Source organism: Mycobacterium kansasii ATCC 12478 (assembly GCF_000157895.3).
Taxonomy (GTDB): domain Bacteria; phylum Actinomycetota; class Actinomycetes; order Mycobacteriales; family Mycobacteriaceae; genus Mycobacterium; species Mycobacterium kansasii.
The window spans coordinates 6,060,723-6,079,885 of the sequence record NC_022663.1 but is presented as its reverse complement, the minus strand read 5'-3'; the positions used below and the strand labels follow the sequence as shown (position 1 = coordinate 6,079,885).

The following is a 19,163-nucleotide window of genomic DNA, read 5'->3' as shown; positions in this document are numbered from 1 at the left end:
CATGTTAATGAGGGGGCATGTGAACACCACGATACCCGGCCGACCCAGTGCCGTCACGACCGCAGTCCGTTGGCTGGCCAGGGGCACCGACCCGTCCAACGTGTCCCGTGACGTGTGGTGGGCCGGCACCGGTGGCGCAACCCGAAATCGCTACGGCCAAGACCTCGAACCCGGTTCACCCGGGTCCCTACAAATGTCATCACCGTGCCAGGTTCTGTGGACCACCCTTGGCTCTCCGGTGCATCGCAACCTGCTGGGCGACTGGGAGGAAGAATGGTCAGAGTAGGGAAGGTAGAGGCCGGGACAATCCGCGATTGGGCCCCCGAGCCGGGCATGCTGGTGTCGTGGCAACCGTCGCCGCCGTCACTCGCCAAGGCGAAGCAAGCACCGATCAGCCCGGTACCGCCCAGCTATATGCAAGCCCATCACCTGCGTAACTTCCGGTCCTACGCCAGCCGCGGCCTGGAGATGTCGCGATTGCTGATTTCCGCCTGGGACATTCCCGGTCGATGCGACATCCGCACCATGACGCACGTCATCAACGCGCACCTGCGTCGCCACGACACCTACCGAAGCTGGTTCGAGCACGCCGAGGGCGATCGCTTCGTGCGGCGAACCATCAACAAAGCCAACGACATTCAGTTCGTCGCGACCCAGCACGGTGAGCTGACAACGCAAAGCCAATGGCGGGACCACCTGTTGGCCACTCCGAGCCCGCTGGAGTGGGACTGCTTCCGCTTCTCGATCATTCAGCGCGCAGACCATTTCACCTTCTGTGTGGCCATTGACCATCTTCACTGCGACGCCATGTTCGTCGGTGTCGCGTTCGCCGAGATCCACCTGATGTACGTAGCACTGGTCGGGGGCGGAGCGCCGTTGCGGCTGGCCGAGACGGGCAGCTATCACGACTACTGCACCCGGCAGCAGGAGCACCTGGCCGGGCTCACCTTGGACTCCCCGGTTATCCGCGCATGGGCCCAATTCTTCGAGAGCAACGACGGGTGCCTTCCCAAATTCCCACTGCCACTCGGGGACACATCAGCACCGTGCGAGATGATGGGCGTCCGGTTGCTGGACGAGCGGCAGACACTCGCGTTCGAATCGGCGTGCTTGTCGGCGGGAGCGCGGTTCTGCGGCGGCGTACTCGCGATGTCGGCAGTTGCCGAACACGAATTGACCGGAACCGACGAGTTCCACGCCATCGTTCCCATCGACATTCGCCGCACCCAGACGGATTTCATGACGACGGGTTGGTTCACCGGCTTCGTGCCGATCACCGTCCCCACCACCGGGTCGTCGTTCGGTGAAATCGTCAAGGCGGCTCAGGAATGCTTTGATTCCGGCCGGGAATTGGCCGAAGTGCCGTTGGACCGCGTGCTGGAACTGGTTCCGTGGCTGCGGAAAGGCCAATGGGGAGCACCGTTGCTCTTCTACCTCGACGCCGGCATTCCACCGCTGTCGGCTTTGGCCAACTGCCACGTGGAAGGCTTGCACGCCCGGCTCTGCCACGACGGCGGAATGATGGGTCAAATCGACATCCGGGTCAACCGGTTCGAGAAAGAGACCCAGTTGACGGTGTTGTTCCCGAACAACCCGATCGCCCGCGAGTCGGTCACCCGCTACGCGGAGACGCTGAAGGCCGCCTATGTTCGCGTAGCGGAGGGACGCGAGGTGATGCCGGCCCGGCGCCACAACGGCAGTCAGCTGCACCTTGCCTATAGTCGGCGCGCTTACGAACCCGCGACGGCGGTCCCTCCCTTGACCACATGGCGCACCGGCTAGGCCGGCTGGGCCGGAAATCCGGGTTTTCCCAAGGAGTTTCGAATTGGCACGTTCTTCGGCCATGACGGACAACAGGATCGCCTTTCTCGACCACGTAGCTTTTCTTCGGTTGCGCGCAACCGGCGTTGACACCGTCGGCCAAGTCACCTGGATCTATGATCGTCCGGTTGACTTGGAAGGGTTGCGCCGGTTCAGCCGCCACCTCGGCCGTGGATGGCTTGGGCGCCGAATCGAGCGTTCACCGTTACCGTTTGGTCGTCCCCGCTGGGTCGCATACCACGATGCACCGGAAATCGACATCGCTCCGTCACCCCGATCTCGCGCTGAAATCATGGGCTGGCTGGATGAGCGTGCGCAGATTCCGGTCGACCCAGAATACGGACCTTGCTGGCATCTGGGGGTCCTCCCGCTGGACGACGGCGGGACGGCGGTAACCCTGATCACGTCGCACTCGGTGGTAGACGGCGTCGCGCTGCATCTCGCTATCCACGAGGCCGTCAACGGCATCACACGAGATTTCGGCTATCCACCGCCACGATCGCGCAGTCGTGGACGAGCACTGCTTGTCGACGCGTGGGACGCCATCCGCGGCTTGCCCGAGGTTTTTCGGGCGCTGATCGCCTGCATCATGCTCGTACTCGAACGCGACTCGAGCGCGAAGACGCGAACAAGCACACCATCGGCTAAGTCGAGCCGCAGCGACGAGCCGATTGTCGTACCTTCTGTCACATTTTCCTGCGATTTGGCTTTGTGGGATGCCCGGGTACTCGAACTCGGCGGGTCCAGTAATTCGCTTTTCGTTGCTTTAGCGACCAGGCTCGCGCAACGCATGGGACGGCTGAGCCCGGCTGATGGCGCCGTCACGATAACAATGCCGGTCAATGAACGCACCGCAGGTGATTTACGAGCGAATGCGCTGACAGCCATTACCTTCCGGGTTGACCCGGACCGGGTGACAACGGATTTGCAACTCATCCGCAACGAGATGAAACAGAGCCTGGCTGCGCTCCACGGGTCCCCAAACGAGCTGCTCAAACCGCTGCCGCTGGCCCCTTACACGCCAAGGTGGCTGGCCAGGAAGATGGCCGCACTGGCCCTGGGTAGTTCGGATTTGCCGGTTTGCTGTTCGAATGTCAGGGACCTTGGTCAAGACTTGAACCGTATAGACGGTACCGATGCCGACTACTTCTCGGCACGTCTGTTCAATCAAGGTGCGACCAAACAGAGCATCGAGCGGGAAAGCGGCCAGCTGTACCTTTTCTCCGGACGTCTGAATGGAAAAGTTTTCATCAGCGTATCCTCTTATCAACTTGACGCGGAGAATTCGAACCGGCAGCTGCGCGAATTGATAGAAGAAACGCTTGCAGATTATCGGCTAACCGCTGAGGTATTCGGATAGCTCGCAGTCACAGGACTGTGGTCGCCTGGGGGCGAGTAAAAGGTAGGGGACGCTGATGAAGTTCGCACTGGCGATCAACGGCACCCGCGGCGATGTCGAGCCCTGCACGGCTCTCGGTCGGGAGCTGGCACGCCGGGGGCACGAGGTTCGCCTTGCGGTGCCACCCAACCTGATCGGTTTGGCCGAAGCGGCCGGACTGGATGCGGTCAGCTACGGGCCGGACACTCAGGCGCTGCTGAACGACGAAGACAACTTGCACGAATTTTGGAAGCCGCAGACTTCGATCAAGTTGGTGCGCGAAGGTATCGCGGACCTGCGTCAAGCCTGGGCCGATATGGCAGCGACCCTGAGATCGTTGGCAAGCGGCGTCGATCTGGTGTTGACCGGCATGATCCACCAGGGCATTGCGGCCAACATCGCAGAGTATTACGACATTCGGCTGGCGACGATGCACTTCATGCCCGCGCGGGTCAATGGCCAGCTCTTACCGATCTTGCCGGCGCGGTTGAATCGCGCGCTGGTTTCGGCGCTGTGGTGGGTGCAGTGGCGCATCACGAAGAGCCCTGAAGACGCCCAGCGGCGAGAACTGGGCCTGCCGAAGGCAACCGCGTCCTCGTCGTCACGCATTCTGGGCCGCCGGGCACTCGAGATCCAGGCCTATGACGAGCTGTGCTTTCCCGGTCTGGTTACCGAGTGGGCGCAATGGGCTGACAGGCGACCGTTCGTCGGAGCTCTGACCCTGGAACTGCCAACGGATTACGACGACGAGGTGTTGTCGTGGATTGCCGCCGGCACACCGCCGATCTACTTCGGCTTCGGCAGCATGCCAGTGGATTCGCCCGCCGACACCATCGACATGATCAGCGCTGCCTGTGCGGAATTGGGCGAACGCGCGTTGATCTGCACCGGCCAGAATGACATCAGCACTTTCGTGTCCGCTGACCACGTCAAACTGGTGCCCGGGGTAAGCCACGCCGCCGTATTTCCGGCCTGCCGCGCGGTTGTACACCACGGTGGCGCCGGAACGACCGCGGCGGGCATGCGAGCCGGCATCCCCACCCTGATCCTCTGGATCTGGATAGAGCAACCGATTTGGTTAGCCCAGATCAAACGGCTCAAGATCGGCTCCGGACGCCGGCTCGCGGCCACCACGAAGGAGACGCTGGTCAGCGACCTCCGGGCAATTCTGGCCCCCGAGTACGTCAACCGGGCGCGCGAGATTGCAAATCAGATGACCAAACCTGGCGAAAGCGCCACGCGGGCAGCCGATCTTCTGGAAAATGAGGTGAGCCGGGATCAGGCCAGCCCGCAATTTCGTGACTGACTCCGGCGCACTGCCCACTCGAACAGGACGATATGACCACGAAACGCTTCTTCAACGACAGAGCCCCGGGCGGTCGCTACCGCTTCCTATGCGTTGACGCAGTGTCGGTCAGCTGAAAGACGGCGAACGGGAGGAGGGGGCAGATGTGGACCACAGTGCTGATCCTCGCGCTGATCACAGCGACTGAGCCGGTGCGTCTGGGCGTTGCCCTCTTCTTGATCTCGAAGCCGCGGCCAATGGTCAACCTGCTCGCTTTCTGGTTCGGCGGAATGGCGACGGGCGCAGCCGTCGCTCTGGGCGTTTTACTTCTGCTGCGCGACTTCGCGCATGCCCTCGCCGACAATGTGACGTCCCTGGCGGCAAGTTCCACTGTCGGGCACATCCAAGTCGTGCTTGGTGTAGTGGCATTAGTGGTGGCTGCTCTGATCGCCGCCGGAGTTTCGGTCCGTTCGCCCGCGCTGGTGTCCACCGGCGAATCCTCGGCGGTGCTGGTGCAGGAGCAGCCCTCCCGCTTCTCGCGGCTGATGGCAAACGCCCAGGGTGCACTCGAGGGCGGGTTTCCCTGGGTCGCGTTTGTGGCCGGCCTGAGTTCGGCGGGACCACCGCCGGTGGAGTACCTGGTGGCGCTCACCGCTATCGGCGCTTCGGGTGCGGCGTTCGGTACTCAGCTCAGCGCGACCGTCGCCTACCTTCTCGTGATGCTCGCGATCGTCGAGATCCCGCTTGTCAGCCATCTGGTCAACCCTGACAAGACCGAAGCCACCATGTTGCGGCTGCGCAACTGGCTACGGACGCATCGGCGCCAGATCCTTTCCATTGCCTTCGCCGCGGCGGGGGTCGCCCTGCTGGCAAGCGGCATGAAGTGAACCCGGCACGCGGGTTGACAGCTGAGCCGATGACACAAGAACCCGGCCGCCTCGCGCGGTACTATCGCCAAGCGGCGGCAGAGACGTTGCGGCTCATACCCACCGACGCACAACGGGTCCTCGATCTCGGCTGCGCGGACGGGTCGTTCGGCGTCACGGTCAAAGACCGCACCGGCGCGGAACTCTGGGGCATCGTGTCCGATGAGCACGCCACCCGGCCTGCCAGCGCCGTCATCGATCGCGTCCGCACCGAAGATCTGGAGCGGGAGATTGCCCAACTACCGGACGGTTACTTCGACGCGGTGATCTGCGTCGACGTACTGGAACGACTGGTGGAACCGGGCGCGGCGCTCCGGAAGCTGCGCACCAAGCTCAAGCCCGATGGCGTCGTCGTCGCCGCGGTTCCGAACTTCCGCTTTCTTCCCGCGCTGGGCCAGGTGCTGTTCCGAAAAGACTTCCCGCAGGAGGACTTTGGCCCGTTCGACCGCACTTACATACGTTTCTTCACCCGCAGGAGCATTGTGCGAATCTTCAAGAAAGCGGGCTTGCGGATACAGCGGATCGAGGGCATCAATGCTTGGCCCGGCCCGCTTGGCGTGGCGATTGCCGTGGGCAGTTTGGGGTTCTTCGCCGACGGCCGATATCTCCACTATGTCTGCGTCGGGTCGCCGGTCGCGCCGAGGCCGGGGCTATTGAGCGTTTTCAAAGCGGGTGCCCGCCAAGCTTCGTGAAGCGCGTCGCAACGCTTGTAACCGGATCGGTCAGTCCTCGAGCGGGTGCGTCGTGTACGCCGTCGCCGCTTTGCCCCACAGCGGCCGTGACAATGTCCCCGGTGGGAACTGCTTGCGCCATGTGCGGCCGTGGGTTTTGCGCATCGCCAGCGCCAGGGTCAGGTTTGCACCCAGCAAATGCCGCCGTTAGCCGCGGTTCACGGCAGGCTTTGACTAACCCGTTGGAGACGCGGGTTACCGCCATCGCCAAACACGGGTTGTATTACCTCCGGCATTTGCTGACACGTGTTTCGTGGATAACCAACTATTATCGGACCACTTTGTAGCGCCGGCGTTTTTGCAGCTGCCGCGGCAATATTTCGAAAGATGCCCACTGGAAGTAAAGCCTCCAGTATCCTGTAGTGTCGAAACGACGTGTCGAAGTGTAGACCGTGCCTGTCGGCACGTAGAAGAACTTTCCGAGTTTGCGCGCCTGCTTAATCAGCAGGACATCCTCTCCCATGATCAGATGCTCGTCGAATCTGAGAGCAGGAAAGAGTGAACGCCTCGCTATCTGAATGGCGTACGAGCCACCCAATCGGTGCAGCACGTTGTACACGGCGAACCAGATACGCGCGTTACGGCCGCCACCAAGAGGCAATACTTTCGTGGTGCCCACGGAGAGCGGCTTGTGCGATGCTCGCAGCAGTTGCGCGTTGAGGTCATGCAGAAAGTTGGGTTTGAGAAGCGTATCCGCGTCTAAGAACACTACCCAGTCGCTATGCTGCGACAGCCGGTCGATACCGAAGTTCTTGGCCGCCGAAACGCCTGCCTTCTCGTTCTTGAGGATACGGATGTTGCCGCCCTCGAATCGCTTTGCGACATCAAATGTGCGGTCCGATGAGCCGTTTTCAACCACAATAACCTCAAATGATCCTGTGGGGTATGAGAGGTTTGCGGCATGTTCGAGTGTGGCGGCGATATATTTCTCTTCGTTGTGGGCAGGAATGATGATAGAAAAAAACAGCTCGGGAGAGATAACCATATCGGTACTACCCCCCGGCTGAGGTGACAGCCAACACGACACGATCGTAGCAGGGTGTGTTTGCTCGAACCCAGATAATGGCCGAAGAGACCACCGCCGCAGGCGAACTGCAGCGGTCGGTGAGCACTTTCCGCAGGAGGTCAATCCGGAGGTGGAGTCACTCTCCCAGCTCGTAAGCTGTATACCCGATCGGGTTCCGTGATACCGCTTGCGGCAATGTCCCTGGCGGGAATCGCTTGCGCCACTTGCGGCCATACACGCGCCGCATCGTGCGCTCCATCGCGGAGTTTGCACCCAGCAAGTACCGCCATCGACCGAAATGCGTGTTGGCCGTCCTGCGGCCGAAATGGTTGACGTACGACATCTCGGTTGTGTACAAACCGAATTCAGCGTCTCGAGCGCGCAGGGCTAGATCTAGATCTACCCCCCACCCGTAGCGACCGAAGGTGCGCACATCCATCCCGCCGATAGCCTGCCAGCATTCGCGAGACAGCATCAACGCCGTTCCCTCGACAGCACTTACGGCCCGATATCGCGGCCGGGGAATGTAATCCGCGGCGTTCGGTTTCTGGTCGTCCTCTGCGCAGGGGAACCCATGGTCGAACATGGGCCCAACGATTCCCGCATCACCGGGCAGGCGGGGATCGAGTAGACCGGTGACGAAGCCCTTCGAGATGCGGGTGTCGTTGTTGAGTGTCATCGCGTGGGAGTGCCCCTCCGAGAACGCAATTCGGAATCCAAGATCACTGCCCCCGGCCCAGCCGAGGTTCTCCCCGGGAGTAACGACACGTTCATTGCTGATCCTGGGATAATCGCCCCGGTTGTCAACGATTAGATACTCCGCGCCCTCGCGCTCCAAGTCGCCGACAAGAGCATGGGTGTACTCATGCTGCCCGAACACTGGGACGACAATCAGTACAGACATGAGTCGACCGTACACCGGCCAATGCCACGCTCAGGGCCATTCCGGACGAGATGACGAGGTCCAGACCATACCGGCACGCTCAACATGGGCGACTCGTCGGCTCGCAACAGCATCGCAAAACTCAGCACCGGACAGCGGCGAACGGGGCCGGGACGCAAGTGCCCCAAGGGGTTGCCAAACCGCAGAACACCGACAAGTACGTCTGCGATCAACCAGCCCCTTGGAGCTATGCGTCAGGCATACCCGCGCCGGAGGGGGTGGAAATGCTCGCCATCCATCGGGCTAGACCCGAACTTCGAGCACACCGATGCGCCACAGCGCCGCGTAGACATGCCGAATCGGAATGGTCAGCAAGCGGGCGGCCCCGTCCACGAGCGGGTCCCCACCAACACCGAAAGGCGGGTTGGCGGTACGGCGCGCCACCTGCACCTTCGCGGGCGCGGACGTCTCGATGGGGGCTCCCTCGCGCACAACGCGCAGCCGGGGAGCGGGGGTTGCGGTTACTACTTCGTCGTACAGAACAGCGGTCATGATCGGCTCCTAGCGGGGAGATCAAAGCTATGGACTGATTGGACTGGCTGAAGAGCTGTAGTCCCGTCCCGTAGCGATTCCGATCCAGCAGGGCTGATCTAGGTGTGACGACTCAGCAGAGTACGTCGCGCCGGCGATCGGATCGGGACGAAACAGAGCCCGGATATCGGTCCGGACTGTCACCGGAACTCATGGGTCCCTCACCTCCTCGCGGTCGCGGTACGCGCGGTAATCCGCACGTTCTACGTGCACACAGGAGCAACGGAATGCCGACGACCGTCGGAGCCCGCACCCCTCTCGTCAGAGCTTTGGCACCACACGACGTGTCCGGTAATCCGGAAGCCACCTGGGCTCAACCCTTAAGCCGGGAGGAGCTGTCCTGACCCGGGGCGTCTTTCGACGTTCGGGGTCAGTGGCCTGTGTTCGTGTAGCCGCCTCACCTAACGAGGTGCTTACCCGACAGATGATGCACTACCGATGCGAGTCGGTCAAACGAACCCGGCGCCCGTGTCCGAATCTTTACGTATTCATGAGGGGCGTTGACAGCAATTCAGCAGGTTTACGCATTCTGAACTGGTCTTATACCCTCAAAGCCGGCGCCTGTGACTTACATATGAATCGATCGGCGCGACACGTCCGTCCGGCTCCGGACGCGGGCGCAGCCCGTCGAGCACGAGCGACACGACGAAGTCCGCCACTTGAGCCGCGGTAACCCCGTCGTCGGTGCTCAGGCGCCGGTGCGCCAATTGGCCCACCAACGCGGCCAGCGTGTAGGCGACCATCCGGGGCGGCGCCGCCACCACTTCACCTCGTTCCTGAGCAGCGACGATGAAGGTTTCGATGTCGTCGATGAACCGTTCGTAGATCCCGCCGAGGTGCTTTTCGAACCGGTCGCCGAGCGCATGGGCGTCCCGGAACAACAGTTTGACGGTGGCCTTGTCGGCTTCGAAGAACTCGAACGTGGCCTGGACCCCGGCCCGAAACAACACCTCTCCCCCGATGCTGTCGGCCGAACCGCCCGCCGCGACCAGCGCATCGGCGAGATGCGCGCGCAACGCATCCTCTTCAGCCGCCATCAACGAGTGGAACAGGACGTCCTTGGAGTCGAAATACCAGTAGATCAAGCCGTACGCCAGGCCGGCCTGTTTGGCGATGTCCGCGATCGTGGTGGCGTGAAAACCGTTGCGGGCGAAGACTTCTTTGGCTGCGGCCATGATCTGGTCACGCCGTTGCGACTTCTCCTCGTCGCTGACTGCCCGGCGCCGCCGGGTGGTGCTCACTTGTCGACCAGCCCCTCGAGCCGCCCGACGGTGTCGATGAATTCCTCGACCATCTCGAGCACCACCGAGCGGGTCGGCCGCACCCGATTGAGGGAGCCGACGACCTGACCGACGAAGTAGGTCGCCAACTCTCGGGCCTTGGCGCCCGGCTGCCCGGCCGCCTGGCTGATGCGCAGCTGTGCGTCACCGATCAGCGCCGTCTGCAGCGGCATACCGAGGGGGTCGGGATTTTCCGGCCGGGCCCACTCGTCGGTCCACGCGGTGCGCAACATTCGTGCCGGTTTGCCGGTCATCGACCTGGAACGCACGGTGTCGGTGGAGCTGGCGGCCAGAAACTTCTCCTTGACCACCGCGGGCGTCTCGGCTTCCTCGGTGGTCAGCCACACCGACCCGCACCACACGCCCTCGGCGCCCAGGGCCAGGGCCGCAGCGATCTGGCGGCCGCGTGCGATCCCGCCGGCAGCCAATACCGGAAGCGGATCGACGGCATCGACTATCTCGGGGACCAGCACCATCGTTGCCACCTCACCGGTGTGACCGCCGGCCTCGGTGCCCTGAGCCACGATCAGATCGACACCCGCCGCGGCGTGCCGGCGAGCATGTTGCGTCGTGCCGGCCAGCGCAGCCACCAGGACGTCATGGCCGTGAGCGCGTTCGACAAGGTCAGCCGGCGGCGGTCCCAGCGCGCTGGCGATCAACCGGATGTCGTGGGCGAAAGCTACATCCAGGAGCGGCTCGTAACCCTTGGGCGAGATGTTGAGACCTCCCCCGGACGTCCGGCGTTGCGGTTCGGCGGGCTGTGCGACGCCGTAGCGCAGCAGCAAGTCGTCGACGAAAGCGCGATGCTCGGCCGGCAGCAACTCGGCCACCTGCTGGCGGTCGATCCCACCCTGCTCGGCGCCGACATACTTCGGCGGCAGCAGCAGGTCCACTCCATAGGGTTTGCCGCCGGTCTGCTCCTCGATCCAGGTCAGCTCGCTGTCCAGCCGCTTGGGGCTGTGCGCCACGGCGCCGAGGACCCCGAACCCGCCGGCGTTGGTCACCGCGGCAACGACATCGCGGCAATGGCTGAATGCGCAGATGGGAAACTCGACACCGAGCATTTCGGCGACTCTGGTCCGCATTTGGGAGACGCTACTGAGCTATTGATTGATATGTCAATCTAATCCGGTAGCGTAGCCGCCATGGCCGAGCCGTTGACCGCTGAACAGCAACACCAGCGCCGCCAGGCGGTGCGTGACCTGATGACCAGCACCCCGTTCATGGGCGGGCTGGGCATCGTGTTCGAACGTTACGAGCCCGACGACGTCACCATCCGGCTGCCGTTCCGCGACGACCTCACCAACGACGGCACCTACTTTCACGGCGGGGTCATCGCATCGGTGATCGATACCGCCGGCGCTGCGGCCGCCTGGTCCAACCACGACTTCGACAAGGGCATGCGGGCGGCGACCGTCGCGTTGAGCATCCAGTACACGGGCGCCGCCAAACGCAGCGACCTGCTGTGCCATGCCCGCACCACCCGGCGCCGCAAGGAACTCACCTTCACCGAGATCACCGCCACCGATGCCGACGGCAGTGTCGTCGCACACGCGATACAGACCTATCGGATCGTCTGATCCTCGACCATCTCGATTACGGTGCGCCTACGGCGAGACGCCGTCGGGCGGCCAGCTCGACACGCCGTCCTCCAGCGGGACTTCGAGGCTGTGCAGGATCGAAGCGACCATCCGCCACGCCCCGATGGCCGTGACGAGCTCAATGAGAACCGTTGTGTCGCCATGTAATTCGTGTTCGCAGGCGGCCCAGCTATCGGCGCTTACCGCACCGTCGCGCACGACGTCGTCGGTGGCCGCCAGCACGGCCCGCTCGGCCGGCCCGAACCCGTCGTGGCTCCGCCAATCCCGTACCCCAAGCAGATCCTCGGCCGACACGCCCAATCCGGATGCAACGCGCCAGTGCTGGGTCCACTCGTAGTCGCAGGCGGTCAGCCAGCCGATCCGCATGATCGCCAACTCCCGCAGCCTCGAGTCCAGAACGCCGTGCCAGAGCATGGTGGCGAGCAGGTCGTTGAAGGTGCGCGCCAGTCGCGGGTGGTTCAGCAACACCTGAAAGATGCTGAGCTCGGCCATGTAGTCGGGCACGCCGGCTTCATCGGCGGCCGCCTTGGCCTCATCGACCGGCAACTGGGGTACCCGGGCTGGCTTCAAGGGTGGGGTCATGGTGTGAGCACTCCGTGTCCTTCAGGGATGCCATCGCGTTCGCCGGCCATGGTAGCCAGCAGTTCCTCAACCTTGCCGCGGCGCGCGCAACGGCGTGGCGGCCACTGGTGCCGGCAACGACCGCGGCGGGCCAGGACCGGCTCACCGAGCCGCCCCCAGGCGCCACACCACGTCGACATCTGCCGGCTTGGTGCTGAACCTGTTATTCCCCAAGGCATTTCAGCGCTGTGCAGATTGATCGGGAGAGCCACTTGCGGGCCGTGTTGACAACGCACCGGCAGCACTGTCCAGTCAGGTGCCAGGTGGGGGCGTTCGGCACAGACCAAATGACACGCGTGCCGACCGGTTCCGCAGCGCCCGAAGACCGCGCCGTCGTCTGGGAAACGATACACACCGACGATGAGCTTGCGCGGCGGCTTCGATGCCCGTGATAACCGTGCCCGCGCAACCGCGATGTCCGACATACCAGCACACTATGGACGGCTGACAGGCCGGTCAATAGCGGGCAGTCACGTGCCCGGAGCAGGCCGGGATGGGGCGAACTTGTTGTGGCACAACGCCGAAATTCGCAGCCAGACACCCGGGGGTCAACAGCCGGCGCATGACGTAATCGGGACGCTCCGAAAAGCTATCGGGGCTGCGGCGTTCGCCATCTATCGACGCCGGCGAATTCGCAAATACGTCAAACCGGACGCGGTGTGGCAGGTCTGCGAAGGCCCGGCAACCGGATACGCTGCGGTCACCTGAAGAGATGGCGATCGGAGGTCGCGCTGGGGAGGTGGCTGACCGTGGACGACACGCGTGCGGACCCGGTTGCAGTGATTGGTATGGCGTGCCGGCTACCGAGCGGCATCGATTCACCCGAGGCGTTGTGGACGGCGCTGCTGCGCGGCGACGACTTGGTTTCCGAAGTTCCCGGCGACCGTTGGGACGCCGATGAATACTACGACCCGGAACCTGGCGTGCCCGGCCGGTCCGTGTCGAGGTGGGGCGGCTTCCTCGACGACGTCGCCGGCTTTGATGCCGAGTTCTTCGGAATCGGCGAGCGTGAAGCGACCGCGATGGATCCCCAGCAACGGCTGCTGCTGGAAACCTCGTGGGAGGCGGTGGAACACGCCGGTTTGGCGCCGAAATCGCTGACCGGCACCCTGACCGGCGTGTTCATCGGTATCGCGCACAGCGATTACGCACACGTCACCGCCGAAGCTGGCGCCCTGGAAGACGCGTACGGGTTCACCGGAATTCCGTTCAGCATGGCCTCCGGACGAATTTCGTACGCACTGGGGCTGCGCGGGCCGGCGGTCAGCCTCGACACCGCATGTTCGTCGAGTTTGTTTGCGGTGCATATGGCTTGCCGCAGCCTCAACGACGGCGAGAGCGACCTGGCCCTGGCGGGTGGGTGCATGGTGATGCTGGAGCCCAGGATCGGCGCTTCCGCGTCGGCGTTGGGCATGCTGTCGCCGACCGGCCGCTGCCGCGCATTCGACGTCTCGGCAGACGGCTTCGTCCGCTCCGAGGGCTGCGCCGTAGTGCTGCTCAAGCGGCTTCGCGACGCCCTGCGCGACGGCGACCGAATCCTTGCGGTGCTGCGCGGCACCGCAACCAACCAGGACGGCCGCACCGAAAACATTTCGATTCCTTCCGCGCAGGCGCAGGCCCAGGCATATCGAGCGGCTTTGCGGGCGGCCGGCGTGGACCCGGCCACCATCGGGATGGTGGAGGCGCACGGTACCGGCACCCCCGTCGGCGACCCGGTCGAATTCACAAGCCTGGCAGAGGTTTACGGCGTCGAACGCGCCTGCGCAATCGGTTCGGCCAAGAGCAACCTGGGCCACACCGAGGCCGCTTCCGGCGTGGTGGGGCTCATCAAAGCGATCCTGTCGCTGCAGCACGGGGCGGTGCCGCCGATGCTGCACTTCACCCAATTGCCCGATGGCCTGGCCGGGATTAATACCAAACTTTTTGTGCCGCAGGACGTTACGCCCTGGCCCGAACAAGATGACGCGCTGCCCCGGCGGGCGGCGGTGTCGTCGTATGGGATGTCGGGCACCAACGTGCACGCCATTGTGGAACAGGCTCCGGCCGCTGCGACGTGCCACGACCCGGCGGACTCGGCGGCGCCGTTGATCTTTGCGCTGTCCGCCACGTCGGCCGAGGCGTTGCGCGGCAGTTCGCGCCGGCTGGCCGAGTGGCTGGCCGGACGCCAGCACCAAGACGCCACGGCATTGTCGAATCTGGCCTACACGTTGGCACGCCGGCGCGGCCACCGGCCGGTCCGTACCGGAGTGGTCGCCGACAGCCGGGCCGAGCTGATCGAGCGCCTGCACCGGGTGGCCGAGGACGAACACCCCTATCCCGCCGCCGTCGGCCACGACGACCGCGGCCCGGTGTGGGTGTTCTCGGGTCAGGGTTCGCAATGGACGGCGATGGGCGCCGAGCTGTTGGCCAGCGAACCGGTGTTCGCCTCGACCGTCGCCGCGCTCGAGCCGGTGATCGCCGCGGAATCCGGCTTTTCGGTCACCGACGCGATGTCCGCCCCGCACACCGTCACCGGCATCGACCGGGTCCAACCGACGCTGTTCGCCGTTCAGGTCGCGCTTGCGGCCACGATGTCGTCCTACGGAGTCCGTCCGGGCGCGGTGATCGGCCATTCGCTGGGTGAAGCGGCGGCAGCCGTGGTCGCAGGAGCCCTGTCCTTGGACGACGGGGCACGCGTGATCTGCCGCCGGTCACGGCTGTGTCTCCGGGTGGCCGGTAACGGCGCGATGGCCTCGGTGGAATTGCCCGCGCAACAGGTACGTGAGGAGCTCGCCCGGCCCGGCGCAACGGCCCGCGACGTCGTCGTCGCCGTGGTCGCCTCACCGCAGTCCACCGTGATCGGCGGGGCGGCCCAGACGGTTCGCGACCTCGTCGCGCAGTGGCAGGAGCGCGAGGTGCTGGCCCGCGAGGTAGCCGTCGACGTGGCATCGCACACCCCGCAAGTCGACCCGATCTTGCCCGAGCTATCCCAGGCTCTCGGCGACCTCACCCCGATGAAACCGACCATTCCTTACTACTCGGCAACGTCGTTCGATCCGCGCGAACAGCCGACCTGCGACGCGCGCTACTGGGTCGACAACCTGCGTCATATGGTGCGTTTCGCCGCCGCGGTGCGAGCGGCACTGGAGGACGGATACCGGGTGTTCGCGGAGCTGTCACCGCACCCACTGTTGACGCGGGCCGTCCAGCAGACCGCTTGCAGCCTCGACATTCCGGTCGCCGCGGTGGCCGCCATGCGACGTGAGCAACCGATGCCATGGGGACTGCGCCCGGTGGTGATCGATCTGTACAGCGCCGGTGCCGCCGTGGACTTCGGCGTGCTTCATCCCGGCGGGCAGTTGGTCGACGCGCCGCTTCCCGTGTGGACACGTCGTCGAATGCTGCTGCGCCCCGACCGGGCAGGCCGCCATTCATGCGTCAATACCGTTGCGGCGCATCCGTTGTTGGGTGCACACGTGCGGTTGATGGAGGAGCCGCCGCGTCACGTCTGGCACGGCGAGGTCGGCACGGCGGCGCTGCCGTGGTTGCGCGACCACCAGATCCACGATGTGGCCGCGCTTCCGGGCGCCGCCTTTTGCGAGATGGCATTGGCAGCGGCCCACACGATCTTCGGCGAACAGTCGCAGGTGTGCGATATCCGCTTCGAGGAGATGCTGCTGCTGGACGACCAGACCCCGATCGGCGCCGTCGCGTCGGTGGAGGAACCCGGTGTCGCCGGCTTCGTCGTCCAGACCGAGCAGCAGAACCAAAAGGTGCGACGAGCCGGCGCAATACTGCAGGCCGTATCCGCGCAAGACCGGCCGCCCGCCCATGACGTGGCCGATCTACTGCGGGCCTATCGGTGCCGCCACGACGGCGCCGAGGTGCGAAAGCGGTTCGGGGAGCGTGGTATTCGGTTGAGTTCGGCCTTCGCCGGCCTGACCGCCGCCCACGTCGCACCGCAGACGGTCAGTGCCGTGCTCGCCGAGGTCGCCTTACCGAGTTCGATCCGCAGGCAACAGGCCGACTACCGAGTTCACCCCGCGTTGCTCGATGCGTGTTTCCAGTCCGTTGCGGCCCACCCCGCCGTCCGGCAGGTGGGCAACGGCGGCCTGCTGTTGCCGCTCGGTTTGCGCCGGCTGCGTGTCTACGCGTCCACCCGCAACGCCCGCTACTGCCACACGACAGTGACTGCCTACGGCACCAATGTCGAGGCCGACATCGACGTCATGGACGAAGACGGGACGGTGCTGCTGGTGGCGCGCGGCCTGCAGATGGGCACCGGCCTCTCAGAGTGCGCCGACCGTGATCGCCTGCTGGCCGAGCGATTGCTGACCATCGAATGGCGCGAGCGCGAACCGGCCGGCTGCGATGGTGTCAATGCTGTCGGCTCCGGAAAGTGGCTGCTAGTCAGCATTTCCGATACCGCCGATATGTTGGCGACCGAACTCACCGATGCGTTGAAGCGCTACGGTGCCGAATGCGCGACACTGTGCTGGCCCCGACAGGCAGACCCCGCCGCCAACCTCGAACGGCTGGGCAAGCAGCTCGACTGCGGCGGAGTCACCGGCGTGGTCGTTCTGGCGCCCGAAGGTATGGGCGGTGACGATGCGCGAAGTCCGCGCCGCGGCAGCGAAAACGTCAAGCAGCTGGTGCGCATCGCACGCCGGCTACCGGAAGTCTCCGGCTCCGTCCCCCGGCTGCATGTGGTGACCCGCAACGCGCAGCGGGTGCGATCCGATGACTGCCCCAATCTGGATCAGGCGGGGTTACGCGGTCTGCTGCGGGTGGTCGGCGCCGAACACCCGTACCTGCGCACCACGCACATCGATGTCGACGACCACACCGACGCCGACCAGGTGGCACGCCAACTGCTGGCGGGCTCCGATGAAGACGAGACCGCCTGGCGACAGGGGCAGTGGCTGACCGCCCGGTTGTGCCCGGCGCCGCTGCGGTCCGAGGAGCGGGAAACCACCGTCGCCGACCACGACCGACACTTGGTGCGCCTGCAGATCCGGACGCCCGGAGACCTGCGGACGATGGAAGTCGCGGCGGCCGAGCGAATTCCGCCGGGTCCCGGGCAGATCGAGGTCGCCGTGAGCGCATCCAGCGTCAACTTCGCCGATGTCTTGATCGCCTTCGGCAGATACCCCGCCTTCGACGATCTGTCGCCGCAGTTCGGCGCGGATTTCGCCGGCGTGGTCACCGCCGTGGGTTCCGATGTCACCGATCACCAGATCGGCGACCGCGTGGGCGGCATGTCATCGGCGGGGTGCTGGGGCTCGTTCATCACCTGCGATGCCCGACTGGCAACAACGCTGCCGCCTGGGCTCACCGACCGGCAGGCCGCCGCGGTGACCACCGCGCACGCCACCGCCTGGTACAGCCTCGTCGACCTGGCCCGCATCGAAGCCGGCGACAAGGTGCTCATCCATTCCGCCACCGGCGGAGTGGGACAGGCCGCGATTGCGATCGCGCGCTTCGCCGGCGCCGAGATCTTCGCCACCGCCGGCAGCCCGAAACGTCGAGAGCTATTGCGCGACATGGGAATCGACCATGTCTACGACTCGCGCGGCAGCGAGTTCGCCGACCAGATTCGCCGGGACACCGACGGTTACGGTGTCGACGTCGTGCTCAACTCACTGACCGGTACCGCCCAGCGCGCCGGCCTTGCGCTGTTGTCTTTCGGCGGTCGATTCGTCGAGATCGGCAAGCGCGACATCTACGACGACACCCGGCTGGCGCTGTTCACCCTGCGGCGCAACCTCACCTTCCACGCCGTCGACCTGGCGTTGATGACGCTTACCCACCCCTCCCGGATCCGGGATATGTTGAGCACCGTCTACCGGCTGGTCGCCGACGGCGCATTGCCGATGCCTCAGTCCAGGCATTACCCGATTACCCAGGCGGCCGAAGCGATTCGGACAATGAGCACCGCCGGGCATACCGGCAAACTCGTCCTCGACATCCCGCACACCGGACGCAGCACCGTGGTGCTCCCGCCCGAACAGATCCCGGTCTTCCGGCCCGACGGCTCCTACATCATCACCGGTGGCCTCGGTGGCCTCGGGTTGTTCCTGGCGGAGAAGATGGCCGACGCCGGCGCTGGCCGCATCGTGCTCAACTCGCGCGCCCAGCCGGATCAAAAGGCCCGGGAGACAATAGATCTGGTCAAGGCCACCGGGTCGGACGTGGTGGTCGAGTGCGGCGACATCGCCCAGCCCGCCACCGCGGGCCGGCTGGTGGCAACCGCAACAGCGACCGGGCTGCCGGTGCGCGGCGTGTTGCACGCGGCCGCCGTCGTCGAAGACGCCATCCTGTCCAACGTCACCGACGAGCTGATCGAGCGGGACTGGCGGCCGAAGGTCCACGGTGCCTGGCACCTGCACCAGGCGACCGCCACCCAACCGCTGGATTGGTTCGCCGTGTTCTCGTCGGCAGCTGCCCTACTGGGCTCACCCGGTCAGGGCGCCTATGCGGCGGCCAACAGCTGGCTTGACGCCTTCGTGCAGTGGCGGCGAGTTCGCGGACTTCCGGCCACCGCGATCGCCTGGGGCCCGTGGGCCGAGGTCGGCCGGGGTGCACACCTCGCCGAAAACGCCGACACCACGATGATCGCCCCCGACGAGGGCGCATACGCGTTCGAGGCGTTGCTTCGACACACCCGCGCCTATAGCGGTTATGTCCCGGTCGTCGGATCACCATGGCTGACGGCCCTGGCCGCACGCAGCCGGTTTGCCGAGGGTTTCCACTCTCCTACCCGGAATCGGCCCGGTGAAAGCACATTCCGTGGCGAGCTGCTGGAACTGGCGCTAGAAGAGTGGCCGGGACGGCTTCGACGACTGATCTCCGAACAAATCGCTGTGATTTTGCGTCGCAGTGTCGATCCGGATCGCCCGCTTTCCGAATACGGGCTGGATTCGCTGGGCAATCTGGAGCTGCGGACCCGTATAGAAACCGAGGTCGGGATACGCTGCAGCCCCACTGATGTCACCACGGTTCGCGATTTCGCCGATTACCTGTGTGAAAAGCTGGCCGTCAAAGAAACGATCCGGTGACGA

13 protein-coding genes, 1 pseudogene and 1 riboswitch are annotated in these 19,163 nt (G+C 64.8%); of the genes and pseudogenes, 7 read left to right on the top strand and 7 right to left on the bottom strand.

Annotated elements, in window-relative coordinates:
• Positions 1-273: 273 nt before the first annotated feature.
• From MKAN_RS26345 to MKAN_RS26325, 5 genes are all read left to right on the top strand, one after another.
• Complete coding sequence (locus tag MKAN_RS26345; RefSeq protein ID WP_036444604.1) at positions 274-1,782, top strand: condensation domain-containing protein; 1,509 nt, start codon at positions 274-276, stop codon at positions 1,780-1,782.
• A 61-nt stretch (positions 1,783-1,843) separates the two neighbouring features.
• The gene (locus tag MKAN_RS26340) at positions 1,844-3,181 is read left to right on the top strand and encodes a condensation domain-containing protein (RefSeq protein ID WP_023373519.1); all 1,338 of its coding nucleotides are present in this window, start codon (positions 1,844-1,846) and stop codon (positions 3,179-3,181) included.
• Between the two features lie 55 nt (positions 3,182-3,236).
• A complete protein-coding gene (locus tag MKAN_RS26335) occupies positions 3,237-4,505 on the top strand; it encodes a glycosyltransferase (protein ID WP_023373517.1) in 1,269 nt (422 codons plus the stop codon).
• Between the two features lie 143 nt (positions 4,506-4,648).
• Positions 4,649-5,371 carry a GAP family protein gene (locus MKAN_RS26330; RefSeq protein ID WP_023373515.1) on the top strand — a complete coding sequence of 241 codons (723 nt, stop codon included), beginning with the start codon at positions 4,649-4,651 and terminating at the stop codon, positions 5,369-5,371.
• Positions 5,372-5,400: 29 nt separating this feature from the next.
• Complete coding sequence (locus tag MKAN_RS26325; protein ID WP_023373513.1) at positions 5,401-6,102, top strand: class I SAM-dependent methyltransferase; 702 nt, start codon at positions 5,401-5,403, stop codon at positions 6,100-6,102.
• 307 nt (positions 6,103-6,409) lie between these two features.
• Here MKAN_RS26325 and MKAN_RS26320 read toward each other — a convergent pair whose 3' ends face one another.
• The 5 genes from MKAN_RS26320 to MKAN_RS26300 all read right to left on the bottom strand — a co-directional run bounded on the left by MKAN_RS26320 (position 6,410) and on the right by MKAN_RS26300 (position 10,986).
• Positions 6,410-7,126: a glycosyltransferase family 2 protein gene (locus MKAN_RS26320; protein ID WP_023373509.1), complete on the bottom strand. Its 717-nt coding sequence runs from the start codon at positions 7,124-7,126 to the stop codon at positions 6,410-6,412.
• 157 nt (positions 7,127-7,283) lie between these two features.
• Positions 7,284-8,066, bottom strand: coding sequence for a glycosyltransferase family protein (locus MKAN_RS26315; RefSeq protein WP_225722812.1), 783 nt, complete (start codon positions 8,064-8,066; stop codon positions 7,284-7,286).
• A 267-nt stretch (positions 8,067-8,333) separates the two neighbouring features.
• The gene (locus MKAN_RS26310) at positions 8,334-8,582 is read right to left on the bottom strand and encodes an Rv1535 family protein (protein ID WP_023373504.1); all 249 of its coding nucleotides are present in this window, start codon (positions 8,580-8,582) and stop codon (positions 8,334-8,336) included.
• Between the two features lie 285 nt (positions 8,583-8,867).
• Positions 8,868-9,037, bottom strand: a riboswitch (M-box (ykoK) riboswitch).
• Positions 9,038-9,169: 132 nt separating this feature from the next.
• Complete coding sequence (locus MKAN_RS26305) at positions 9,170-9,862, bottom strand: TetR/AcrR family transcriptional regulator (RefSeq protein ID WP_023373502.1); 693 nt, start codon at positions 9,860-9,862, stop codon at positions 9,170-9,172.
• Entirely contained in the window at positions 9,859-10,986 is a 1,128-nt protein-coding gene (locus tag MKAN_RS26300; protein ID WP_023373500.1) for an NAD(P)H-dependent flavin oxidoreductase, read from the bottom strand. The genes MKAN_RS26305 and MKAN_RS26300 overlap by 4 nt, the downstream gene beginning before the upstream one ends.
• Positions 10,987-11,046: 60 nt before the next feature.
• Here MKAN_RS26300 and MKAN_RS26295 point away from each other — a divergent pair, with 60 nt between their 5' ends.
• Positions 11,047-11,481 (top strand): PaaI family thioesterase, encoded by a 435-nt coding sequence (locus tag MKAN_RS26295; protein ID WP_023373498.1) that lies wholly within the window; start codon positions 11,047-11,049, stop codon positions 11,479-11,481.
• Between the two features lie 27 nt (positions 11,482-11,508).
• On the opposite strand, the gene MKAN_RS26290 is transcribed toward MKAN_RS26295, so the two are convergent.
• Together MKAN_RS26290 and MKAN_RS32335 are read right to left on the bottom strand one after the other, a co-directional pair.
• A complete protein-coding gene (locus tag MKAN_RS26290) occupies positions 11,509-12,072 on the bottom strand; it encodes a carboxymuconolactone decarboxylase family protein (RefSeq protein WP_099185128.1) in 564 nt (187 codons plus the stop codon).
• Positions 12,073-12,080: 8 nt separating this feature from the next.
• Positions 12,081-12,182: pseudogene (locus MKAN_RS32335) on the bottom strand (hypothetical protein); the annotation flags it as partial.
• A gap of 729 nt (positions 12,183-12,911) precedes the next feature.
• Between MKAN_RS32335 and pks2 the strand changes: the two are divergent.
• Positions 12,912-19,160, top strand: coding sequence for a sulfolipid-1 biosynthesis phthioceranic/hydroxyphthioceranic acid synthase (gene pks2, locus MKAN_RS26280; RefSeq protein WP_230589220.1), 6,249 nt, complete (start codon positions 12,912-12,914; stop codon positions 19,158-19,160).
• Positions 19,161-19,163: the final 3 nt, after the last annotated feature.